25 protein-coding genes are annotated in these 21290 nt (G+C 48.1%); 21 read left to right on the forward strand and 4 right to left on the reverse strand.

The window, feature by feature from the left end:
* The 11 genes from C3B52_RS07830 (at position 1) to C3B52_RS07880 (ending at position 9856) form a co-directional block, all read left to right on the forward strand.
* On the forward strand, positions 1–945 hold the full coding sequence (locus C3B52_RS07830; protein WP_103105525.1) for an ABC transporter permease: 945 nt from the start codon (positions 1–3) through the stop codon (positions 943–945).
* 19 nt (positions 946–964) lie between these two features.
* Positions 965–1885 carry an ABC transporter permease gene (locus C3B52_RS07835; protein WP_103105526.1) on the forward strand — a complete coding sequence of 307 codons (921 nt, stop codon included), beginning with the start codon at positions 965–967 and terminating at the stop codon, positions 1883–1885.
* A gap of 5 nt (positions 1886–1890) precedes the next feature.
* Entirely contained in the window at positions 1891–2913 is a 1023-nt protein-coding gene (locus tag C3B52_RS07840) for an ABC transporter ATP-binding protein (RefSeq protein WP_103105527.1), read from the forward strand.
* Positions 2906–3907: an ABC transporter ATP-binding protein gene (locus tag C3B52_RS07845; protein ID WP_103105528.1), complete on the forward strand. Its 1002-nt coding sequence runs from the start codon at positions 2906–2908 to the stop codon at positions 3905–3907. Before C3B52_RS07840 ends, C3B52_RS07845 begins: the two co-directional genes overlap by 8 nt.
* A 15-nt stretch (positions 3908–3922) precedes the next feature.
* A complete protein-coding gene (locus tag C3B52_RS07850) occupies positions 3923–4765 on the forward strand; it encodes a hydrolase (protein WP_103105529.1) in 843 nt (280 codons plus the stop codon).
* 23 nt (positions 4766–4788) lie between these two features.
* The gene (locus C3B52_RS07855) at positions 4789–5856 is read left to right on the forward strand and encodes a C45 family autoproteolytic acyltransferase/hydolase (protein ID WP_235615632.1); all 1068 of its coding nucleotides are present in this window, start codon (positions 4789–4791) and stop codon (positions 5854–5856) included.
* Positions 5857–5940: 84 nt separating this feature from the next.
* Entirely contained in the window at positions 5941–6513 is a 573-nt protein-coding gene (locus C3B52_RS07860) for an MOSC domain-containing protein (protein WP_103105846.1), read from the forward strand.
* A gap of 127 nt (positions 6514–6640) precedes the next feature.
* Positions 6641–6985 carry a hypothetical protein gene (locus C3B52_RS07865; protein ID WP_103105531.1) on the forward strand — a complete coding sequence of 115 codons (345 nt, stop codon included), beginning with the start codon at positions 6641–6643 and terminating at the stop codon, positions 6983–6985.
* A 310-nt stretch (positions 6986–7295) separates the two neighbouring features.
* On the forward strand, positions 7296–8039 hold the full coding sequence (locus C3B52_RS07870; protein WP_103105532.1) for a metal ABC transporter ATP-binding protein: 744 nt from the start codon (positions 7296–7298) through the stop codon (positions 8037–8039).
* Entirely contained in the window at positions 8039–8899 is an 861-nt protein-coding gene (locus C3B52_RS07875; RefSeq protein WP_103105533.1) for a metal ABC transporter permease, read from the forward strand. Before C3B52_RS07870 ends, C3B52_RS07875 begins: the two co-directional genes overlap by 1 nt.
* 12 nt (positions 8900–8911) lie before the next feature.
* Positions 8912–9856: a metal ABC transporter substrate-binding protein gene (locus C3B52_RS07880; RefSeq protein WP_103105534.1), complete on the forward strand. Its 945-nt coding sequence runs from the start codon at positions 8912–8914 to the stop codon at positions 9854–9856.
* Between the two features lie 345 nt (positions 9857–10201).
* Here C3B52_RS07880 and C3B52_RS07885 read toward each other — a convergent pair whose 3' ends face one another.
* A complete protein-coding gene (locus C3B52_RS07885; protein WP_103105535.1) occupies positions 10202–11155 on the reverse strand; it encodes an ABC transporter substrate-binding protein in 954 nt (317 codons plus the stop codon).
* A gap of 256 nt (positions 11156–11411) precedes the next feature.
* Here C3B52_RS07885 and C3B52_RS07890 point away from each other — a divergent pair, with 256 nt between their 5' ends.
* From C3B52_RS07890 to C3B52_RS07910, 5 genes are all read left to right on the forward strand, one after another.
* Positions 11412–12278, forward strand: a complete 867-nt coding sequence (locus C3B52_RS07890) for a LysR family transcriptional regulator (protein WP_103105536.1) — start codon at positions 11412–11414, stop codon at positions 12276–12278.
* Between the two features lie 412 nt (positions 12279–12690).
* On the forward strand, positions 12691–14097 hold the full coding sequence (locus C3B52_RS07895) for a YfcC family protein (RefSeq protein ID WP_103105537.1): 1407 nt from the start codon (positions 12691–12693) through the stop codon (positions 14095–14097).
* Between the two features lie 16 nt (positions 14098–14113).
* A complete protein-coding gene (locus C3B52_RS07900; RefSeq protein ID WP_103105538.1) occupies positions 14114–15223 on the forward strand; it encodes a mandelate racemase/muconate lactonizing enzyme family protein in 1110 nt (369 codons plus the stop codon).
* A 200-nt stretch (positions 15224–15423) separates the two neighbouring features.
* A complete protein-coding gene (locus C3B52_RS07905; RefSeq protein WP_103105539.1) occupies positions 15424–15816 on the forward strand; it encodes a general stress protein in 393 nt (130 codons plus the stop codon).
* 128 nt (positions 15817–15944) lie between these two features.
* Positions 15945–16136, forward strand: coding sequence for an aspartyl-phosphate phosphatase Spo0E family protein (locus C3B52_RS07910; protein WP_164684720.1), 192 nt, complete (start codon positions 15945–15947; stop codon positions 16134–16136).
* Between the two features lie 135 nt (positions 16137–16271).
* On the opposite strand, the gene C3B52_RS07915 is transcribed toward C3B52_RS07910, so the two are convergent.
* Complete coding sequence (locus tag C3B52_RS07915; RefSeq protein ID WP_164684719.1) at positions 16272–16670, reverse strand: hypothetical protein; 399 nt, start codon at positions 16668–16670, stop codon at positions 16272–16274.
* Between the two features lie 69 nt (positions 16671–16739).
* Positions 16740–17054 (reverse strand): YtxH domain-containing protein, encoded by a 315-nt coding sequence (locus tag C3B52_RS07920; RefSeq protein WP_164684721.1) that lies wholly within the window; start codon positions 17052–17054, stop codon positions 16740–16742.
* Positions 17055–17273: 219 nt separating this feature from the next.
* Between C3B52_RS07920 and C3B52_RS07925 the strand changes: the two genes are divergently transcribed.
* Entirely contained in the window at positions 17274–18410 is a 1137-nt protein-coding gene (locus C3B52_RS07925) for a PP2C family protein-serine/threonine phosphatase (protein WP_103105543.1), read from the forward strand.
* Positions 18411–18451: 41 nt separating this feature from the next.
* Positions 18452–18787, forward strand: a complete 336-nt coding sequence (locus tag C3B52_RS07930) for an STAS domain-containing protein (RefSeq protein ID WP_103105544.1) — start codon at positions 18452–18454, stop codon at positions 18785–18787.
* A 74-nt stretch (positions 18788–18861) separates the two neighbouring features.
* On the opposite strand, the gene C3B52_RS07935 is transcribed toward C3B52_RS07930, so the two are convergent.
* The gene (locus C3B52_RS07935; protein WP_103105545.1) at positions 18862–19320 is read right to left on the reverse strand and encodes a Dps family protein; all 459 of its coding nucleotides are present in this window, start codon (positions 19318–19320) and stop codon (positions 18862–18864) included.
* Positions 19321–19472: 152 nt separating this feature from the next.
* Here C3B52_RS07935 and C3B52_RS07940 point away from each other — a divergent pair, with 152 nt between their 5' ends.
* From C3B52_RS07940 to C3B52_RS07950, 3 genes are all read left to right on the forward strand, one after another.
* The gene (locus C3B52_RS07940; RefSeq protein ID WP_103105546.1) at positions 19473–19934 is read left to right on the forward strand and encodes a DUF948 domain-containing protein; all 462 of its coding nucleotides are present in this window, start codon (positions 19473–19475) and stop codon (positions 19932–19934) included.
* Between the two features lie 67 nt (positions 19935–20001).
* Positions 20002–20448: an ATP-binding protein gene (locus tag C3B52_RS07945; protein WP_103105547.1), complete on the forward strand. Its 447-nt coding sequence runs from the start codon at positions 20002–20004 to the stop codon at positions 20446–20448.
* Complete coding sequence (locus C3B52_RS07950) at positions 20445–21206, forward strand: sigma-70 family RNA polymerase sigma factor (RefSeq protein ID WP_103105548.1); 762 nt, start codon at positions 20445–20447, stop codon at positions 21204–21206. The genes C3B52_RS07945 and C3B52_RS07950 overlap by 4 nt, the downstream gene beginning before the upstream one ends.
* Positions 21207–21290: the final 84 nt, after the last annotated feature.

Raw genomic sequence — 21290 nt, forward strand, 5'->3', positions numbered from 1 at the left:
TTGCTACAGTATATCGGACGTCGGTTACTTGCTTTAATACCTGTATTAATTGTGGTTGGGGTCATCGTTTTTACCATTATTCATCTGACTCCCGGCGATCCTGCATCGGTCATTCTGGGAGAGTCTGCGACACAGGAAGAAGTAGACCAACTACGGCAGGCGCTCGGGCTCGACCAACCGCTGATGTCCCAGTTCATTACTTGGATAGGTCAGGTCGCTACAGGCAATCTCGGCACATCCGTTTTTTCGGGCGAGCCGGTAGCTCAAACGATTATAGATCGTCTCGGTCCAACGGTTAGTTTGGCCATCGTAGCCTGTATGGTGAGTCTGTGCATCGCGATTCCAACTGCTATTTTGGCTGTGTGGAAACGTGATAGCGTGCTAGATCCAGCCTTTATGTCGGTGACGCTACTCGGTGTTTCCATTCCGAATTTTTGGCTGGCGCTTCTGTTGATCCTTTTGTTCGCGGTTGTTTTGAGGTGGCTGCCTGTTGCAGGGTACGTTCCGATTTGTGAGGGAGTGTGGCCGTGGCTTAGCCATTTGATTCTCCCGGCGGTAGTGCTGTCGGTTCAACAGGCGGGGATTATCTCCCGGATGCTTCGCGACGGTATGCTAGACATTATGCATCAAGACTTCATCCGGACCGCGCGTGCAAAAGGGCTGAAAGAGCGTGTCGTGCTGATCAAGCACACCTTGAGCAATGCGATGATACCAACGACTACGGTGATTGGCGCGAGTATCGCGGGACTTTTGGGGGGAGCGGTCGTTACAGAGACGATTTTTGCCATTCCGGGGATTGGTGGACTGATTGTCGAGTCAATTGCACGGCGGGATTATCCAGTGCTGCAAGGGACTGTATTGTTTGTAGCTACTGTGTATGTGATCGTCAATCTTCTGGTTGATTTGGCATATGCCGTTCTTGATCCGCGAATCAGATATGACTAAAGCGAAAGGAGGGCCGCGGATGGAGAGTAAACATAAAAAGGGCAAGGGACACAGTATCGGTGTACTGGCAGGGGTGGTACTGCTGCTGCTCGTCCTGATGGCAGTTTCAGCGCCACTGTGGGTTAGTGCTTCCCCCGTTGAAATGGCACCTGATCAACGGCTATTGCCACCCTCGAGAGAACACTACTTTGGTACCGATCACTTTGGGCGCGATATTTTCAGCCGGGTCGTCTATGCAGCACAGATTTCCCTCAGCATCGGCTTCATTGTTGCCCTTTGTACAACCATTTTGGGAACGGTTACCGGATTGGTCACGGGCTATTTTCGGAAATTAGACAATGTGTTGATGAGGATTGTGGATGGTGTCAGTGCCTTTCCGTCTATTTTGCTGGCGATTGCTTTGGTAGCAGCACTAGGTGGCAACATGCTCAATTTGATCATTGCGTTAGTGTTTGCCTTTTGGCCTTTCATGACGAGAGTAGTTCGCTCCACTACATTGCAGTTGTCCAAAATGCAGTATGTAGAGGCAGCGCGGGCTGCTGGAACCAATCATTTTGGTGTCTTGTTCTTCCACATCTTGCCGAATGCGATGACACCCATTATTGTGCAGGCTACGTTTATCTTTGCAGAGGCAATTTTGGCAGAAGCGGCACTGAGTTTTTTAGGCTTGGGGATCGTGCCGCCTACACCGACGTGGGGGAACATGCTCGGAGAGTCGCGGATTTATTTGACGGTCTCCCCGTGGTTTTCCATTTTTCCCGGGATTGCCATTGTCATTACCGTATTATCTCTCAATCTATTTGGTGATCTATTGCGTGATTGGCTCCATCCCCATTCGAGAAGAAGGCGCAGACCAAAAACATCCCTATCGAATCGAGAGCAGGAATCGACTCACCGTTTGCCTATGGCCGTCAAGATAACAAAGTGGATGGAGAGGTGATACCAGTGGATCTACTTAAAGTGACGAATCTGAAAACGTACTTTCATTCCCCGGACGGATTGATAAAGGCAGTGAATGGCATCTCGTTCACATTGAACCGTGGCGAAATACTTGGAATCGTCGGCGAATCAGGCAGCGGCAAGAGCGTGATGTCCCTCTCCCTGATGCGTTTGAACCAAACCCCACCTGCTTTTTATCCAGACGGTGAAATTCTGTTTGAGGGGAAAAATCTGCTTGAAATCAGTGAAGACGAGATGAAAAAGATTCGTGGCAACGACATTGCCATGATCTTTCAAGACCCGATGACGAGTCTGAATCCCGTCTTTACGATAGGGGATCAGATCATGGAAGCGATCAGGGCTCATCAAAGGGTCTCCCGACAAGAAGCGCGAGAACGAACGATTGGGGTGCTGAGGGATGTCGGTATTGCCAATCCCGAGACGCGGATGAATGAATATCCGCATCAGTATTCGGGAGGGATGCGTCAACGGGCGATGATTGCGATGGCGCTTGCTTGCAATCCAAAGGTACTGATTGCCGATGAACCGACGACGGCTTTGGATGTAACCATACAGGCACAGATTTTGGAGCTCATGGTGAGTCTGCAGGAAAAGTATGGGACGGCCATTATCATGATTACGCATGATCTGGGTGTAGTGGCACGCTTGGCTGATCGGATTATGGTGATGTATGCAGGGAGAGTGGTGGAGGAGGGGAGTACTGACGACGTATTCTACCAGCCTGCCATGCCGTATACATGGTCCTTGTTGCGCTCGCAGCCCCGTCTGGACACGAATGAGAAGGTGAGACTACTTCCAATAAAAGGACAGCCACCCAGCTTGATTTCGTTACCTGAAGGCTGCTCCTTTCGTCCGCGATGTCCGTTTGCGCTGGAGGATTGCTCCGTTACAGTTCCCGAGCTTGTAGCAAAAGGTACTGCACATCGCGCCGCTTGTCTTCTGGACAGGGCAGAAATGGAGCGGAACATCAAACTGGTAGAATCTGGAGGGAGGGGAGGCAATGAGTGAGTTTTTGCTGGAAACACGTGATCTCAAGATGCATTTTCCTGTGTCGAAAGGGATCTTGCAGCGGAGGGTCGGGTACGTGAAAGCTGTAGATGGAGTGAATCTGCAGGTGCGCAGAGGAGAGACGCTCGGGATCGTCGGCGAATCGGGCTGTGGGAAAAGTACGTTAGCCAGACTGATGCTGCGCTTGCTGGAGCCTACTTCAGGTGAAGTTTTGTTTGAGGGAGAAAATATTTTGAACTACAACCAAAAGCAGATGCTTCGGTTGCGCAAAGACATGCAGATCGTTTTTCAGGACCCTTTTGCCAGTCTGAATCCGCGAATGACAGTAGGCAATATCATCGCACAACCGCTGAAGGCACAACGAGCAAAGACAAACTTGAAGCGTCAGGTGCAGGACCTCTTGGAGATTGTGGGACTGAATCCGGAGCACTACAATCGCTATCCTCACGAGTTTTCCGGAGGACAGCGCCAACGGATAGGAATTGCCAGGGCAATTGCGCTAAAACCAAAGCTGATTATATGCGATGAGCCAGTCAGTGCACTGGATGTATCCATTCAAGCCCAAGTCATTAATTTACTTGAAGATTTGCAAAAGGAATTTCAGCTTACGTATATTTTTATCGCCCATGATCTGTCTGTCGTGAAACACATATCGAATCGTGTGTCGGTCATGTATTTGGGACGAATTGTTGAAACAGCAGAATGTGCCAGGCTGTACGAGCATCCGCACCATCCGTATACAAATGCACTACTGTCAGCGATTCCGTTGCCAGATCCGAGACTGGAAAGGAAAAGGCAGCGCATTGTCCTGAAGGGAGATCTTCCCTCACCAAGCAATCCGCCATCGGGATGTACGTTTCATGTCAGGTGTCCACGTGCCGAGGAACATTGTCGCAATCATATACCTACTCTCGCTTATCACGATTTGCAATCCCATCAGGTATCATGCTTTTTTCCGCTGGTGGAGGAGCGAAGACTGGAAAACTCAATTTGAGGAGGATGACACCCTATGAGTCAATCTGCAAACCGTCTTTCATTTTATGAGCGCGGTGCTACTACCATGTTTGCTTGCCAGTATGACAGCCGTTTTTCGTTCTGTGCCTACATCCCCCAAAGCTATAAGGATGAAGAAGAACAGGACTGGCCGCTTGCTGTCGTTGTTCATGGAACAGCACGTACTGCCCAAGCCTACCGGGATGCATTTGCGGATTTCGCAGAGGCAACAGGCACGATTATTCTTGCCCCTTTGTTCCCAGCCGGAATCGTGTCGCCGTGGGAAGTCAGTTCTTATAAGTACATAAAGTGGGATGACATACGCTTTGATCACATTTTACTGGCGATGATTGATCAGCTTTCCGAGAAGGTGCGCATTAAAAAAGAGCGGTTCCTGCTTTTCGGCTTTTCGGGGGGCGGTCATTTTGCTCATCGCTTCTACTATTTGCACCCTGAGCGGCTTTTGGGGGTTTCGATTGGCGCGCCTGGCATCATCACTTATCTGGATTCGTCCAAACCATTTTATGTCGGGACTAAAGACTTGGAGGAGGTATTTGGCAAAAAGCTGGACCTCGAGGAAATGCGGCGCGTTGCTGTGCAGATGGTCATTGGCAGCGAGGACAATGAAACATGGGAGATCAACAATAAAATGTCTACTCACTGGATGGAAGGGACGGATGCATATGGTCAGACTAGGCTCGAGCGGCTCGGCGCCCTCCGGGACAATTATGAACGGAAAGGGATTAGCGTTCGCTATGATGTGGTTCCTGGTGTTGCGCACGATGGGGGCAAGGTTGTAACAGAGGTAAAAGATTTCTTTACGTACGTTCTCGCAAAAACAAAAGTAAGTGGTCGATGAAAGTCCAAGGGAGGAGCACGAACATGAATCAAAAAACCTTTCCATTTTACCGGTTTGAAGGCAGCCATCGTGAAATCGGCAGACAATACGGCGAAGCTTGCGCGGACTTGATCCGAAAGCATCGTGATTACGCACTGGCGCGATTGGAATCAAAGGTGAGGGTCCCATCGATGCAAGCGCTTGAAGAGGCTGCATTAACATACCGAGAATACGTACTGAAATATGCTCCCTTCTTTGATGAAGAAATTCAAGGGATCTCGGAGAGCACTGGCCTCACGTTAGGAGAGGCATACCTACTTCAACTTCGGGCAGAAATTTACAACGAATTTGATTCCAATGACGAATGCACCACTTTCGCTATACAGACGGAGGCGACAGCAGATGGTACACCGTTGGTTGGACAAAATGCCGATCTCCCGAATTTTTACTCTGAAATCGGGATTGTCGCTGAATTTGTACCGGACGATGGTCATACATGCCTGATGCTCACTCCGGCAGGCCAGATTTCGTACATCGGGATTAACAAGCATGGACTCGGGGTATTTGCTAATTTCCTCACATGCGACGGGTGGCGAGTCGGGTTTCCACGCTATCTTCTCTCGAGACTGGCATTGACAAAAGAGACCGTCCCAGAAGCAATTACTCTGGTGCGCAGTGTTCACCGAGCATCTTCTCGTAATTTGATTATGCTGGATAAAAAAGGGAACGCTGCTGATTTGGAAACAACACCGACGACTGATATGCTCATCGAGCCGGTTAATGGGTTATTGGCGCACTCCAACCACTACATCGGGCAGGAGTTGCTCGCGGAGGAGAGATTGACCGGAATGCATCTGGAAAATTCGAAGACACGCTATGCTCGTATGCGCAGCTTGCTGGAAAGACATCATGGCCAGTTGGATGCTCAGATGATGCAGAACATTTTGCGCGATCGTGGAAGTGAGCCGTATCCACTGTGCAGAATGCCTGGTGACGATGGGACGGATTCCATTACATTTGCATCGGTTATTGCCGAACCGTCCAAAGGACAGCTATGGATCGCGATTGGTCCTCCTAATCAATACGAGTACAAGTGCTACTCCTTTTCCTAATAAAGGGAAGAGTTTCGTGTTACAATGAGCGGAGAAGAGATTGCGATGCTAGGGCATCATCAATCACAAAAGAGGGAGGACACCATGAAGGAAATCACAGCATCCGTTGCCGCTATACTCATAGCGGATACCCCAGATACATTTGTAACCCGCCGTTTGCCAGAGACAAAGCTCGAATTCGGGGGGATACCAGGTGATCGCCATTTTGGTGTCACGTTCGGAGCAGACTCACGTCAAAAGATGTACCCACGCGGAACCGAGATTTTGAATCGGCGTCAAATTACTGTTGTCTCCGAAGAGGATTGTGCGAGAATCGCCGAGAACCTGGGCATTCCTACGGTTTTGCCTGAATGGCTGGGAGCGAATCTCTTGATCAGTGGATTTCCTGATTTGACGAGTCTGACACTGGGCTCTCGAATCTTGCTGCCTAGCGGAGCAGGCCTCATTTGTATGGGAGAAAACTTGCCTTGTCTCCATCCTGGAGAAGAAATCCAAAAAAATTACGATGAACAAGAGCATCCGAAGCTGGCGGCTCGATTTGTCAAAGCAGCGTATAAGCGCAGAGGCATCGTGTGTGCCGTCGAATGTCCGGGAGCAATCAAGGTGGGAGATGCAGCACAAGTACTCATCAATAACTATGCGAATCCGATGCAGTAGACGGATGTGAAAAATAGGGCTGGCGCCATGCGTAGGAGTTCTACGTGCGGACTAGCTCTTTTTTTGCGTGATATTCCCTCGGCACGCTTTTTTCGATGTAATATATTGGTAAAGGGGGCTGGTTTAAATGAATACACGCATCACAATCAAATCCATCAAAATTTCTTCTTACATAAGGCTGTGTGTATGGGCTGCGCTGTCGGTCGGGATCCTGTATGGCTTGATCAGCTTTCTGTTCAGTTTGATCTCGGGAAGCACCGGGGGTGCTGAAGTACAAATCGTAAGTATGACCATTACAGGTGTACCGGCTAAGCTTCTTCTGCTTTTGGCTGTGCCGCTGACTCATGCATTTTGGGGGCTGATATTCAGTTTGATTTCTTATTATCCCTTCATGATTATCCTCAAAAGGTGGAAACAGCTTACCATCGAGGGTGAGTTTGAGATTAAGGTACAGAATCGTTGGCATGAATGATGGCGGACCGTCTGTGGCACAAGCTCCGTTTGGTGGTCTGAGTATATTTTTTAGGAAGCACAGCTCTTCGTGAAAAGGGCTGTGCTTCTTTTTTGTTTGATAAATGAAAATGATTATTGACAAAAAGATGGGAATCCGTTAATTTTGCATTAAGGCAACTTTTTTATACGCAGGCATATTATTTTACTAGAGTGAATATTATTGGAACAAACTCACATTGTTGTGTTTGAGCATATATGTAATGAGATTGCAAAATGGATGAAGGTCATCTCGAGAAAAATCACAATCGGGTTACTTTGGAGGGAAACTTATGGTTCAAGCAGTCAGAGTAAGTAGGCTTCACGTCTCCTATTTTGGGAATGAAGTTGTGCGAGATGTCTCGTTTTCCGTCGAGCAGGGAAGTATGGTAGGCATCATTGGCCCGAATGGAGCAGGAAAATCGACCTTGATCAAGGCGATGCTCGGGTTAATCCCAAAGGATAAGGGTGACATTCGCTTTTATGGGAAAGAGACAAATGAAGTCAGAAAACAAATCGCATATGTACCTCAGCGAAGTCAAATTGATTGGACATTTCCAATTACTGTGATGGATACAGTTTTAATCGGGACGTATCCAAGTGTCGGATTATTCAAATTTCCAAAGAAAAAGGAGAAGGCTTGGGCGCTTGAGTGCTTGAAAAAAGTTGGCTTGGAGGAATATCGGGACAGGCAAATCGGGGAGCTGTCAGGTGGTCAGCAGCAGCGCGTATTTTTGGCACGAGCCTTGGCCCAAAAACCGGAACTACTGCTTTTGGACGAGCCGTTTGTAGGCATCGACGTCTCCAGTGAGGAAACTATTATTCGCATCTTGAAGGAGCTTCAGCTGGAGCACAAAACAATCGTGGTTGTTCACCATGATTTGAGCAAAGCGAATACGTATTTTGATCAGCTGCTTTTGCTGAACAAGGAATTAATCAAGTTTGGTGCTGTCGATGAGGTTCTGAATCGCGAGGTCATGTCCAAAGCTTACGCCCGCGAGCTCCAATTTCTCGAGAAGGCGGAGGTAACTGCGTGATGGAATTTATTCAAGCGATTGGGCAATACGAGTTTTTGCAAAAAGCGCTGTTTACGTCAGTGGTGGTCGGTATTATATGCGGGATCATCGGCAGCTTTATCATTTTGCGGGGAATGTCTCTGATGGGGGATGCCATTTCTCACGCTGTATTACCTGGTGTTGCGCTCTCTTATGCATTTGGAGTGAATTTCTTCATAGGAGCAGTAGCGACTGGCGTACTAACAGCAATTGGAATTGGCTATGTCAGTCAAAATAGCCGTATCAAGAACGACACGGCGATCGGGATTTTGTTTACCTCCGCTTTTGCTCTGGGGATCATCCTGATCACAATGCTGAAAAGCAGTACCGATCTGTATCACATCTTGTTCGGGAATGTCCTGGCAGTGCGTCCTTCTGACATGTGGGTAACGGTAGGGATCGGTATTGTCGTGATCGTAACGGTCTACGCGTTTTTCAAGGAGCTCCTGCTAACTTCATTTGACCCGACGATTGCCGCGGCATATGGTCTGCGCAACAATCTCATCCATTACTTGCTGATGACGCTTTTGACCATGGTAACGGTCGCATCTCTGCAGACGGTCGGGATCGTTCTGGTAGTTGCCATGCTGATTACCCCGGCAGCGACAGCGTATCTGCTAACAGACCGCTTATGGGTCATGATTTATTTGGCTGCTGGCTTCGGGGTGATTTCAGCGATTATCGGACTGTACTTTAGCTTTACCTACAATCTGGCGTCTGGTGCAACGATTGTCATGGTTGCGACTGCGCTTTTCCTGCTCGCATTTCTGTTCTCCCGCAAACACGGGGTTGTATGGAAATCAATTCGAGCTCGGCAAAAACGAGTCGAGCTTTCAAAGTAAAGGAGAACGACGATGAAAAAGTGGAATTTGTTTCTTGTGTTTCTCGTATCAACTGTATTGATGGCCGCTTGCGGCACACCCCAAAATGGCGCTGAGCCCGGAAAGTCGGATAATGACAAGCTGCAGGTCGTGACCACCTATTCGATTTTGTACGACATCGTCAAAAACGTAGGGGGAGACCGTGTAGAGATTCACAGCTTGGCTCCAGTAGGCTCCAATCCGCATGAATACGATCCACTGCCTGCTGATGTGCAAAAAACGACAGATGCAGACGCTGTCTTCTATAACGGCTTGAACCTGGAGGCAGGTAACTCGTGGTTTGAGAAGCTGCTGCATACGGCAGGAAAATCCGGTCAGGATGCCCCGGTGTTTCGGATGAGTGAAGGCGTAGCCGCAAAGCATTTGACCACTAAAGGTAAGGAAAGTGAAGAAGACCCGCATGCTTGGCTGGATATTCGCAATGGAATCAAATACGCAGAAAATGCCCGAGATGGCCTCATCAAGATCGACCCTGCCCATAAGGAAACGTATGAGCAAAATGCCAAGAAATATATCGAACAGCTCGATGCTCTGCACCAAGAGGCAGTCAAGCAATACAACCTGATCCCGAAAGAACAGCGAGTTTTGGTGACGAGCGAGGGTGCGTTTAAATATTTCAGTGAAGCCTACAATTTTGACGCGGCTTATATCTGGGAAATCAACGCCGAAAACCAAGGCACGCCGGAGCAGGTCCGGCAGGTTGTGGATGTGATTCGTGAGAAAAAGATTCCGGCATTGTTTGTAGAAACGAGTATCGACCCACGCAGCATGGAAATGGTTTCAAGAGAAACAAACGTACCAATCGTCGGAACCGTATTTACGGATTCTCTCGGAAAACCGGGCGAGGATGGCGATACTTACATCAAAATGATGGAGTGGAACATCAAGACGATTTACGACGGTTTGACTAAAAAGTAAAAAATCAACAAAGGATAAAGTACAGTTCTCATATGGGAGGACTGTACTTTTTTGCCGTGGTAATAGCGGAGGGAAAAATAAAACCGCCTCCTAAAAGGAGACGGCATACATCGAGCTCGTTAGTTTTGGGGTGTTACCGATCATCACGTGCGACGCATCTACCTCCTGCTGAGTTAGAAGCTTTCTTACGTGTTGCTGCGGTTTCCCTTATTCACTAGGTGATCGTGTAAATCATCCATGGCACATCGCCTCCTAGAAGACTAAAGCCTGATTGAAAACACACCACCGAGCTCGATGAAGTTAGTATGATCTAGATTCCTTTTTTCATGCATCCCACGGGCGAAATTATTTCAGAATGTGCTTTTGGAGCGCGATCAAAAACTGCTGGTTGCTGTAAACAGTGCCGCCAGCCAAGACAGGATCGACTGCATTGAGGAAGGCTTGGTTTGCTTTTACTGCCCTCAAGCCTGTCCATGGGGAGCCTTGCTGTACCTGTTCGAATGCAGCTGCGTCGGCAGGTGCACCGCTTTTGTCCACCATGACGAAAAGGAAATCAGGATCTGCTTGTGCCAGTGCTTCCATCGTGAGTGGTGTGCGCTCGGCTGCTTTTGCGACTATGTCTGGTGCCTGTAAGCCTAATTCGGTATAGAGCAGATGGTTGTACCTCTCGTTTTGTGGGTAAACGAAAAAGGAGCCTTCTTGAAACCAGACGGTCAGGAATTGCTTGTCCTGAAAGGAAGCGAGCTTGTCACGCGTATTTTGTATGTTTTGCGTCAGCTTTTGAATGAGTGTATCCACACTTTCTTCTCTGCCCCGAACATCTGCCAGCAGACGCAAATTTTCTGCCCAATAGGCGCCGTTTGTCGAAACCGGGATAACCGTTGCTGCACTTTGCAGCTTTTGGACGTCCTCCGCTGTAGTCTTATCCGTTGTCAGGATGACGTCAGGCTGCAGCGCTGACAATTCGCTGACGTTGTCTGCTACGTTCCACGGAAGATGCTTCGCATTCTGGGTGATAGTCGCGTACTCGTGCGGGAACGTACCGTTTTTGTCCATCGTTGCCGCAAATGGTGGAATTCCGAGCAAAAGGGCATCTTCATACGAGCCGTGGGACCCGACAAAAGCAATCTGTTTGGTGCGGGCAGGAACCTTGTAGCTATTACCCAGATACTCGACTGCTCGTGTCGGTTTGGGTTCAGCGGTATTGTCAGAGGAATTTCCCGAAGGGCCACCTGTGCTGCAAGCTGCCAGCAGGACGAGGAGGGCCGTCATCGGAATGGTTAATAATCGTCTATACATGCCAGTCACTCCGTTCTTACTCTCATTGGTTTTTCACTTGGATGTATCCTCAATGTAAATTATAGGCTACCCGAACGCTCAGATACCGTTGCATTCCTGAACATTTTCAAACGTTATCGCAACCTTTTTTTACCATCAGTCGAGACTATTCAGTAGTAATGAATGGAGTTTTTCTTGTCTGGAGCGAAGAGATGTTCTACGATGGACAAAACCAACTTGGGGAGAATCCGACTGAGGATTTCTGAGGTGATTGTAAATGGAATTGCGTCATTTGAAAACATTTCACGTCGTTGCAGAATGCCTCAATTTGACTAAGGCAGCGGATAGGCTTCGGTACAGTCAACCGACGATCAGCTTGCAAATACAGGCATTGGAAAAGGACATCGGCCATTCCCTTTTAAATCGGGTAGGGAAACGAACCTTCCTCACGCCAACAGGGAAGCTGTTAAAAAGACATACAGATAAGCTATTCCGCGATTTGGAAGAGCTGGAGCAGGACCTGCGCAGGCTGGAAAAGCCTTATGGGAATTTGAACATATCCGCACCTGAGTTTTATTGCAGCTATTACCTGTCTCGGCTGTTGAGTATTTATCTGAAGCTTCATCCACAGGTTCAAATGAAAATGCTCTGTTATAACAGCAAGGAAACCATCAAGCTGGTCGATACGGGTCAGGTCGACATCGGAATCATTGCAGGGACGTGCAACCGACCGGGGATCGAGGAGATTTTGATTGATCAGGAGGATCTGGTGCTCGTCGTCAATCCCCTTATCGTCAAAGACCACAGCGCACAAGAGCTATTTGAGCTGTACCCGTTTATTTCCTACGATTTGGAAGGCGTCATCAAAGAGTGCCTGGACGAAATCGGCTGCGTCCCTCATTCCACAATCGAATGCGGCAGTGAAGAGACCATCAAACGAGCTGTCATGTCTCAGGCAGGAATCGCCCTGATCAGCGACGTCATCATCGAAAAAGAACTCAAACAAGGCACCCTGCAAGCCCTGCATCGCTTTCCAAAACGACTGCTGACACACTTGATCTACCCAAAAGATCTGCGAGATTACAGTACAGTGAGCAGCTTTATCGATGTCCTATTGGATGTATGGCCAACCTTTCGCACTTGATAGAAAAAAGGCGAATTCGGTTCTCCCCGATTTCGCTTTTATTATTTTTTTCCTGCCGAAGCAAGTGAGGGCAGGAGAGCTGGTCCGAGGAAAAAGGAGAAAAGGCAAGGCTCTTTGGGACTTCTACCAAGGCGGAATGGGAAAAAGAGAAACACGCCTTTAAGCGTCCAACCCTGAGCGGCATCCCGAGAGGACCACTTTTGGACGCGGTTTCTCTTTTTTCCATACAGCCGGACAGCCCCACTCCTAGCTGAAGGCCCAAGAAGCCGCAGCCTTTTCTCCTTTTTCCTCCCCACCACACCAGCCCGAGCGCCGTACTATAGATTTTTTAATAGTTACCATTAAACAAACTCATTTTTCATGAATACTCAAATGAACTACTATAAATAAACAGAATTATGAAAAAGGAGAGATCGGTGTGCAAAACGACAAGGTGCAAGCATCAGGCCGAAAAAAAGCGATCAACGTTTTTGTGTTGCTGTTTGGTGTACTGCTAATCGCTACATTTCTTACCCACATCGTGCCTGCCGGAGAATACGCCCGCGTCGAAGTAGACGGTAGAAGCGTAGTAGATCCACACTCTTTCAAAAAGCTCGAATCAACCCCTGTCTCTTTCTTTCAATTGTTTAGTGCCATTCATACTGGGCTGGTTGAAGCAGCGGACATCATCTTTTTTGTTTTCATCATTGGGGGGACATTTGGGGTACTGACAGCTACAGGTGCTGTCGATGCGTTTATCCGAGCCCTGTCCAAAAAGCTGAGTAATAAGGAAAAGTGGCTAATTCCCGTCATGATGCTGTTTTTTGCATTTGCGGGGGCATTTACCGGAATGGCGGAGGAATCGCTGGCTTATATCCCGATGCTGGTTCCGCTCGCTGTCTCACTCGGATTCGATGTCATCACCGGGACGGCAATCGTGTTGGTTGGGGCATCAATCGGATTTACGACAGCCATTATGAATCCGTTTACAGTCGGAATTGCCCAAGGAATTGCCCAGCTTCCCATCTTTTCAGGTATCGGCTACCGCATCGTGTTGTTCGTCATTATGTATGTCGTTTCTGTCACTTTTATTTATCGCTATGCGATGAAGGTGAAAAAGGACCGGTCCCTTGGTTTTTACGGGGAAGGCGTCTCCTATGACACCGCGCAGCAGGAAGACCATCAGCCTCTTTCCAGAACCCACAAAATCGTACTAACGTGCTTCCTGCTTAATTTTGCGGTCCTGATTTACGGAGTTCTTCAATTCAAGTGGTACATTACAGAGATTTCTGCCCTGTTTGTCGTACTGTCCATCGTAATCACCTTCATTGGACGCTTGTCCGCCAACCAGTATATCGAAGCATTCATGAAAGGTGCTGCTGGCATGCTAGCTGGCTGCCTGATCATCGGTCTTTCGCGCGCGACACTGGTTGTGCTAGACCAAGGTCATATTATTGATACGCTTTTGTACCATGCTTCTAGTGTTCTGGATGAGATCCCGCCTACGATGAGTGCGGGAGGAATGTTTATCCTGCAAGCGCTGATTCACTTTGTCGTACCGTCAGGCAGTGGACAAGCTGCATTGACCATGCCGATCATGGCACCGTTGGCGGATTTGGTTGGCGTAACCCGTCAAACAGCAGTACTCTCCTTTTCTTTGGCTGACGGGATTGGAAACATCATCTTCCCGACTTCAGGCTATTTTATGGCTGGACTGGCACTCGCGGGTATTCCGTGGAGCCGCTGGGCGAAATGGATTATGCCTTTAATCTTGACCCAATTTGCGATCGGACTCATTGCTGTCCTGGTAGCGAATCTCATGCATTATGGACCATTTTAAATAACGGAGGTTTCGCATGAAAATTGTTTCCGTAGAGGTATTTGCCACCGAGCTTCCTTTGGTACGGCCGTTTATCGTTGCGTACGATACATTCCATAAGCTGCCAAGCATTATCGTCAAAATGACGACGGATACAGGAATTGTAGGCTATGGCGAGGGCATGCCGGACCCCCATGTCACGGGAGAAAGCTTTTACAGCACGTACGAAATGCTGAGCAAGGATGTAGCACCGCTGTTGATTGGAGAAAATCCATTTGCGATCGAAAAGCTCCATAAAATCATGGCAGCCACTGTATACCACGCGCCAACAGCAAAGGCTGCGATCGATATTGCCTGCTATGACATTATGGGAAAAGCGACGGGTCAGCCCGTCTACAATCTGCTGGGAGGAAAGATGCACGCGTCCTTATCCGTTCCTTTCGTGATCAGCATATTGCCGCCAGAAGAAATGGCCAGCCAAGCGGCGCAGGCTGTAGCGGATGGTTATACAAGCATCAAAATCAAGGTAGGAGATGATCCGGCGACTGATGTCAAGCGAATTCGAGCCGTACGGGAAGCAATCGGTGAAAATGTCCAGCTGCGAGTAGATGCAAATCAGGGATGGCGTAATGTCGCGACGACCATGCGGGTGTTGAAGCAGGTGGAGGACTGTGAGATGGAATGGATCGAGCAGCCTGTGCTGGCAGACGACATCATAGGATTGGCAGAGGTGCGACAGAAGACAACCATTCCAGTCATGATCGATGAAGGACTGCATGGTGACAAGGAAATGCGAGAAGTCATCATGAGACAGGCGGCCGATTTGATCAATATCAAGCTGATGAAATGCGGGGGACTGTATCCTGCTTGCAAGCTGGTAGCACAGGCAGAAATAGCGGGCTTAGGCTGTCAGGTCGGCTCCATGGTGGAATCCTCGATTGCGACTGCAGCGGGCGCACACCTCTCGATTGCCAAGAGCATGATTTTTTCCAATGAGATGGTGGGACCACTCATGTTTTCCAAAGATTTCGGCAAGCTGCATTATGAAAAAGATCAATTGATGGTAACGGATCGTCCAGGCTTGGGTGTGGATGTGGATGAGGTAACGGTGCAAGAATTAAGTACACAATCGACACTTATCCAATAGCTTGCGTGTTAGTTGTAATAGCCGCTTTCCTAGGTTGTAGGGGAAGCGGCTATTTCCTTTTTTGAGAGATCGATCTATGAAATGCCCGATGACTGTTTCAGCTGCTATTTTCATGGGTAATAATGGTCAGCAAGATAATTACAAAGGATTGAGACAATCGTCTCCATCCATCATCCACATTCCACTTAGGAGGGATTAAGATGAATACCATGGAAACGAAAGTGAAAACAGTCCGAAACGTAAATGAGGCGCAGCTTCAAGTCGCAAAATTCAGACGAGATGGTTATCGAGAAGATCAGATTTATGTGCTTGCCTATGACAAAGATCGCACCGAGCGCGTGGCAAGCCGAGCAAATGCAGAGCAGATAGGCGTCTTGGAAGAAGGCTTTGGCACAGCGATTGCCAACGTTTTCCGCACCCGTGATGAGGAGCTGCGTGCAAAGCTGAGGTCAATGGGGTTCATTGCTTCTGATGCGGAGCGCCTTGAAATGGAAATGGAGAACGACCATATCGTGGTGATCGCATGGGGTGGAACCTACTACGACGGAAACGACTACGATCCAACGATTTATTACTATCCGCCTATCTTTTAGCGGGACAGATACTACTAAGTAAATCTCAAGGAGGGGAGCTTTCTTCCAGGAAAATTGGGGAGAAGCTCTTTCCTTGGGAATAATTGATCATCACCGCTACAGGAAAGGGGATGAAGGAGTTGCGTGAAATGATGCTAAGCGAAATCGAAAGGGCCAGGCAGGAGCTGTATAAGGCTGTATCGACGACAAGCGGCGCTAACGGGATGAGTGAACCTTACATCCTGAATAAATCGCGGAAGCTGGACAATCTTATCTATCGCTATTTACTGAACGAGAAAAACCGAAAAACTGAATCAGAGAGAAAAGGACGAGGGCCATGACTCTCGCAAAAAATAGGAAAGCCGGGTATCCGACACAAGCGGATGTCCGGCTTTTTTCTATGCCAGATGTATCAACCTCAAAAAACAGCCATAGTCCAGTTTACACATCGGACTATGGCTAATCGGGTTTGCTTCCTATTGGATCGGATCGGGAACCTGATTTTTATCAATAATCTCACTACCTGTTTTCAAATCCTTCATTTCATCTCCGAGCTTTTTCATCTCGTCTATATTTTGTGCCATCGAGCTGTTTTGTGCTCCCTCCAGTGTCATTTGCGTCCACTGGCGGAAATGCTGCTCCAGCTCGATCAGCTTATCGAGAGCGGCTTTTTGTACGTGTAGAGGAACGGTGTTGTTGGATTCAAATTCCGCTTCTTCAAAGTTGATGACGTGATGGCCTTGTTCATAGGTGACAGCGGTGACTAGCAGCGGATACGTAACGCCTGTTTTTTCGCAAGCGATGTTGAGGCGATACGTTGAGGTGACAGCGTGATGGATTCTTTCCAAGCCTAGCTCTACCAATTGTTGATGCATCCTCGTTGGCTCCATATACATCTCCCCTTTTACAGAAAGTTCGTTACGCGAAAAGCGGAATGAAGCTGCTCAGCTTTTGCCCTGCATGTCTTCTTTGACTGTTTGTATGGTATCTGCGACGATCTGTTTTCCTTCCTGTGCTTTTTCCGAAAGCTCGGAAGCTTGTATGCTGATTGTGTCTGCTGCATTGGTTGTTCTTTCCTTGAGGGTGGTGGCGAGATCGCGAGTTTTTTCGCCGAGAGAGTTAATGGCGTTGGACAAATCCTCTCGCAGAGCCGACCCTGATTTGGGTGCCATCAGCAATGAAGCGGCAGCTCCGATCGCGCCTCCGATCAGCATTCCTTTCAAAAGACCGCCTTTATTGTTTTCTGGTGTTTGATTCATCGTCCATCTCTCCTTTTGTGTCTCGTATTTTGTTCCTACTCTTTTATAAACTTGTTTTTGGTGTTTGAAACAGGAAAATGATCCATTTTTCAAATTCATCTGTTTGAATCAACAAACGGGTGGGTAGTAAAGGGAAGGAGCTCTTTGCCGTATCATGCTATGATAAAAGAAATGAACGTGGGGAGTATCCCCTGACTTTTTTCGTGATAGGGGGTTGCTATGAGTATTGTCATTGTAGACGACAACCGAACCAATCTAGTGATCATTGAAAAAATTTTGCGAAAAGCTGGCTATGATAATCTGGTGCTGCTGTCATCGGCCAAAGAGCTCTACCATTTTCTTGGCATGGATTCAAAGGAAGCTGGAGAGGTACCGGTCGATTTAATATTGATGGACTTGATGATGCCGGAAATTGATGGGGTAGAGGCATGCAGAACCGTATTGAAGCAGGAGAGACTGCGTGATCTTCCGATTATTTTTGTCACGGCGATGGGAGATTCCTATAAGATGGCGGAGGCACTGGATGCGGGTGCGCTCGATTATGTCATGAAGCCGATCAACAAGGTCGAGCTGCTGGCACGTATCCGTTCGACGCTTCGCTTGAAGCATGAAAAGGATCTACGTAAGGAACGGGATAAACGGATTCAAAATGAGCTGGCATTAGCCAAGCAGGTTCAGCGCAGTATGCTCAGCAGTCCGATCCATGATCAGGCAGTAGACATATCGGCAGTCTATGAGCCATCCTCGGAGCTGGCTGGTGATTTGTACGCCTGGTATCAAATTGCGCCGAACCGCTATGCTGTCATTTTGCTTGATATGATGGGGCACGGCATCTCCTCCTCATTGGTGTGCATGTACATGTACGCGGGCTTAAAGGATACGATTATGGGGGTAAGTGACCCAAAAGCGGTTATGGATGAGCTCAATCGGCGCATGAACCAGCTGCAGATGTCAGACCGACTTATCAATTATTACTTCACGGCTATTTATCTGGTACTGGATACGGAAAAGCGGACGATTCAATACGTGAATGCCGGACATCCCGCAGGTGTTGCCATGGTCGATGGAAAAGCGGTCATGCTCGACAAGGGTTGCTGTGCCTTGGGGTTTTTTGAGAGAATTGATATTGTCCAAGATGAGATTTCTTACGACGAACAGGCACGAATTATTTTGTTCACGGACGGTTTGGTTGAGAGCTTGGGTGTAGAGCATGACAATGGAATGGTCCCGATTGTTAGCAGATTGCATGAACAGGCTGAACATGATCCAGTCAGGCTTGTTGAAAAGCTGCAACTAGGTGCAGGAAGAGACGATCTAAAGGACGATAGGTGCCTGGTCATGATTTCAACGAAATAGATAAAAGCTACCAATATAAAAAGATAGAGGGAGTGAGCTACATGGCAGCTGAAAAATTTTCGATTGAGCAGAAGGAAACCGACAATGCGATTGTTCTTCATTTCCATGGTGAGCTGGATCTGGAGGTAGCAGCGACATTATTCCGTGATAAGCTGGAAGCGGTGGTGTCTGGTACAGAAAAAGAACTCATTCTCGATTTGACGGACCTCTCTTACATAGATAGCACAGGGATCGGTATCCTCGTTTCTATCTTAAAAATACGGGATGCAAAGAGGGCGCCGCTTACTGTTCGCAATATTCCACCAGGAGTACTTAAGCTACTGGAAATTACCGGAATTGCCAAATTTCTGCTGCAAGGAGTAAAGGGTGGCGCGTAAATGGGCTGCTTGATCAAATAAAGACCCACGGGCTGACAATCACACTGTCAGGTCCGTGGGTCTTTGATTTATCTTTATTTTCCAAGGTAGGCACTGAGCATCCAGCGATGCTTCTCAAAAGAAGTGTGGATGGCCGTGAGCATATCGGCTGTAGGCTGATCGCGCTGATCCTCTGCCAAGGTAATACCAATTTTAAGCTCCTTCATGATGGTTTCCATGTCTTCTGACAAGGCTTCGACCATTTGCTCTGCATTTTCCTCGCCTGTCGCTTCCTTGATCGTTGCCATTTCCAGATGTTCTTTGAGCGTCGCAGTCGGTACGGACCCAAGAGCCAGCATCCGCTCTGCGATAGTATCGAGATGTAGTGCGACCTCTGTATACAGCTCCTCGAATTTAACGTGCAGCGTGAAAAAGTTCTCGCCTTTTACATACCAGTGATAATTGTGCAGCTTCATATACAGCACTGAAAAGTTGGCAACCTGCTGATTGAGCGTCTTCGTCAAGTAAATGGAATACGTTACGGTGTTTGTCATCATAAGTACCTCCGTTTATTGAAGAATGGTGTGGATAGCAATAGTTACCCACTTAGTTGCAGATCGAAACAGGCAATTTTTTTCCGGACAACTGTTTCAGTAGAAGCGGGGGTGGGTAATGGCTCTTAAATGGTTAATAGGGAGGGCATGTTATGTTACTAGAAATGAGCGCCGTTATGGTTGCGATTGCGTTTGTCATCCTGACGTTTTTCTTGATTCGGACATTACAATCGGTGAAAAGCTCCCTGGACGAAGTCACGCAGACCTTGGGGCAGATGAAAATAGAAGTCAGAGAAATTGGCGATGAAGTGAAGGCAGTAGTAGGAAATGCAAATGAAATGGCGGTTGATTTGCGCACGAAGCTGACGAAGCTGGATCATTTGTTTAGCAGTGTGGGTGATGTCGGTCAGGTTGTCCATGAGCTCACGACGACGGTCAGACAATCGGCTACAGGATTCTTCGCTTCTTTTAAGCAGCCGAAAAGAGGGCCAGCACCAGCACAGCGTATAGAAAAATGGCAAGCGGTTTTGGAAGGAGCTCTTGCAGTGGTAGATGTCTGGCTGCGAATGAAGTCTGCACGCGCACAACCGGCTGGCAAGAGGGCGGGCGAATGAGCACTGTCAGTGGAATCTGTTACACTTGTAGGGAGAGCAGGAGTCAGGAAAGGAAAGAGGAGCGACCATGAATCCATTTGTGAGCATTACAATACCCGCCGAGGCGGAATATTTGGATATTGTCAGACTGAGCTTATACAGCTTCGCGACGAAAGCAGGCTTTTCTTTTGAAGAAATTGAGGACATGAAAGTGGCTGTTTCGGAGGCTTGCAATAATGCCATTTTGCACGCCTATAGGGATGCTGATACAGGGATGATCGACCTGCGCTTGGAGAATGACGGGGAGCAACTGGTGATCACTGTGCAAGACTATGGACATAGCTTTGTGAATACAGGGGTGCCGGGAAATGGCGTTCCTGGCGAGCGAGAAGAAATTAGCGAGCTTTCGGTAGGCGGTCTTGGTATTTTCCTGATGGAAGCATTGATGGATGAAGTTCAGGTGGACACGGGGAGCACCACAGGAACCAGGATCGTTTTGTCCAAGCGGCTGAGCAGAAAAGGGGAAAGGGTATGAATCCAAACCAACCCTCGGAGGCTTTGTACAAGCTGTACTCCAAAATGAAAATTTATCGGGAAACCGAATGCGGCGAAGCAGCAACCGAGCTTTTGCTGCATTATGATCAAATCGTCCAGATGGCAGCAGGAAAGATGTCACGCAACCGTCCCGACTTGAACGAGGATTTGTATCAGGTGGGGCGAATCACCTTGCTTCGCTTGTTCAAGCAATATGACATCGCGCATGGCATTCCCTTTGAAGGCTATGCCATGAAGCATCTGGTCGGACATATGAAAAATTACTTGCGGGACAAGTCCTGGTACATACAGGTGCCGCGAAAAATTAAAGAAAAGAGCGCACTTGTTCAGCGGATGATTGACGAGCTGACTATCAGGCTGGAGCGCTCCCCCCACGTGGAAGAGATCGCAGATGAGGTGGGGCTGACTGTGGAGGAAACCATCGAGGTTCTCGTTGGTCGTGACTACTACAACTATACGTCGCTAGACACACAGCTCTCGCCTGAAGGGGAGAGTAATGCGACGATTGCCGATATGATTGCCACACCCGCTGATGATTATCAGCTGCTGGAGAAGAGAATTGATTTGAATGAAGCGCTTGGCTGCTTGAAAAAAGAAGAACAAAAAGTGATTTCGCTTATTTACGCCGAAGGACAATCCCAAAGACAAATTGCTGAGCAATTGGGCGTTTCCCAGATGAGCGTGTCCCGAATTCAGAAGCGGGCCATCGATAAGCTAAAGCATGCACTATCAGAGTAAGGCTTACTCATGAGCGTCTACCCTTTTTTCGTTTCGTGGCAGCAAATGTGATAGAATAGTTGGTATATTTTTTTCCGACACGAA

It is taken from the genome of Brevibacillus reuszeri, from assembly GCF_002897295.1.
In the GTDB taxonomy this organism is placed as follows: Bacteria; Bacillota; Bacilli; order Brevibacillales; family Brevibacillaceae; genus Brevibacillus; species Brevibacillus reuszeri_A.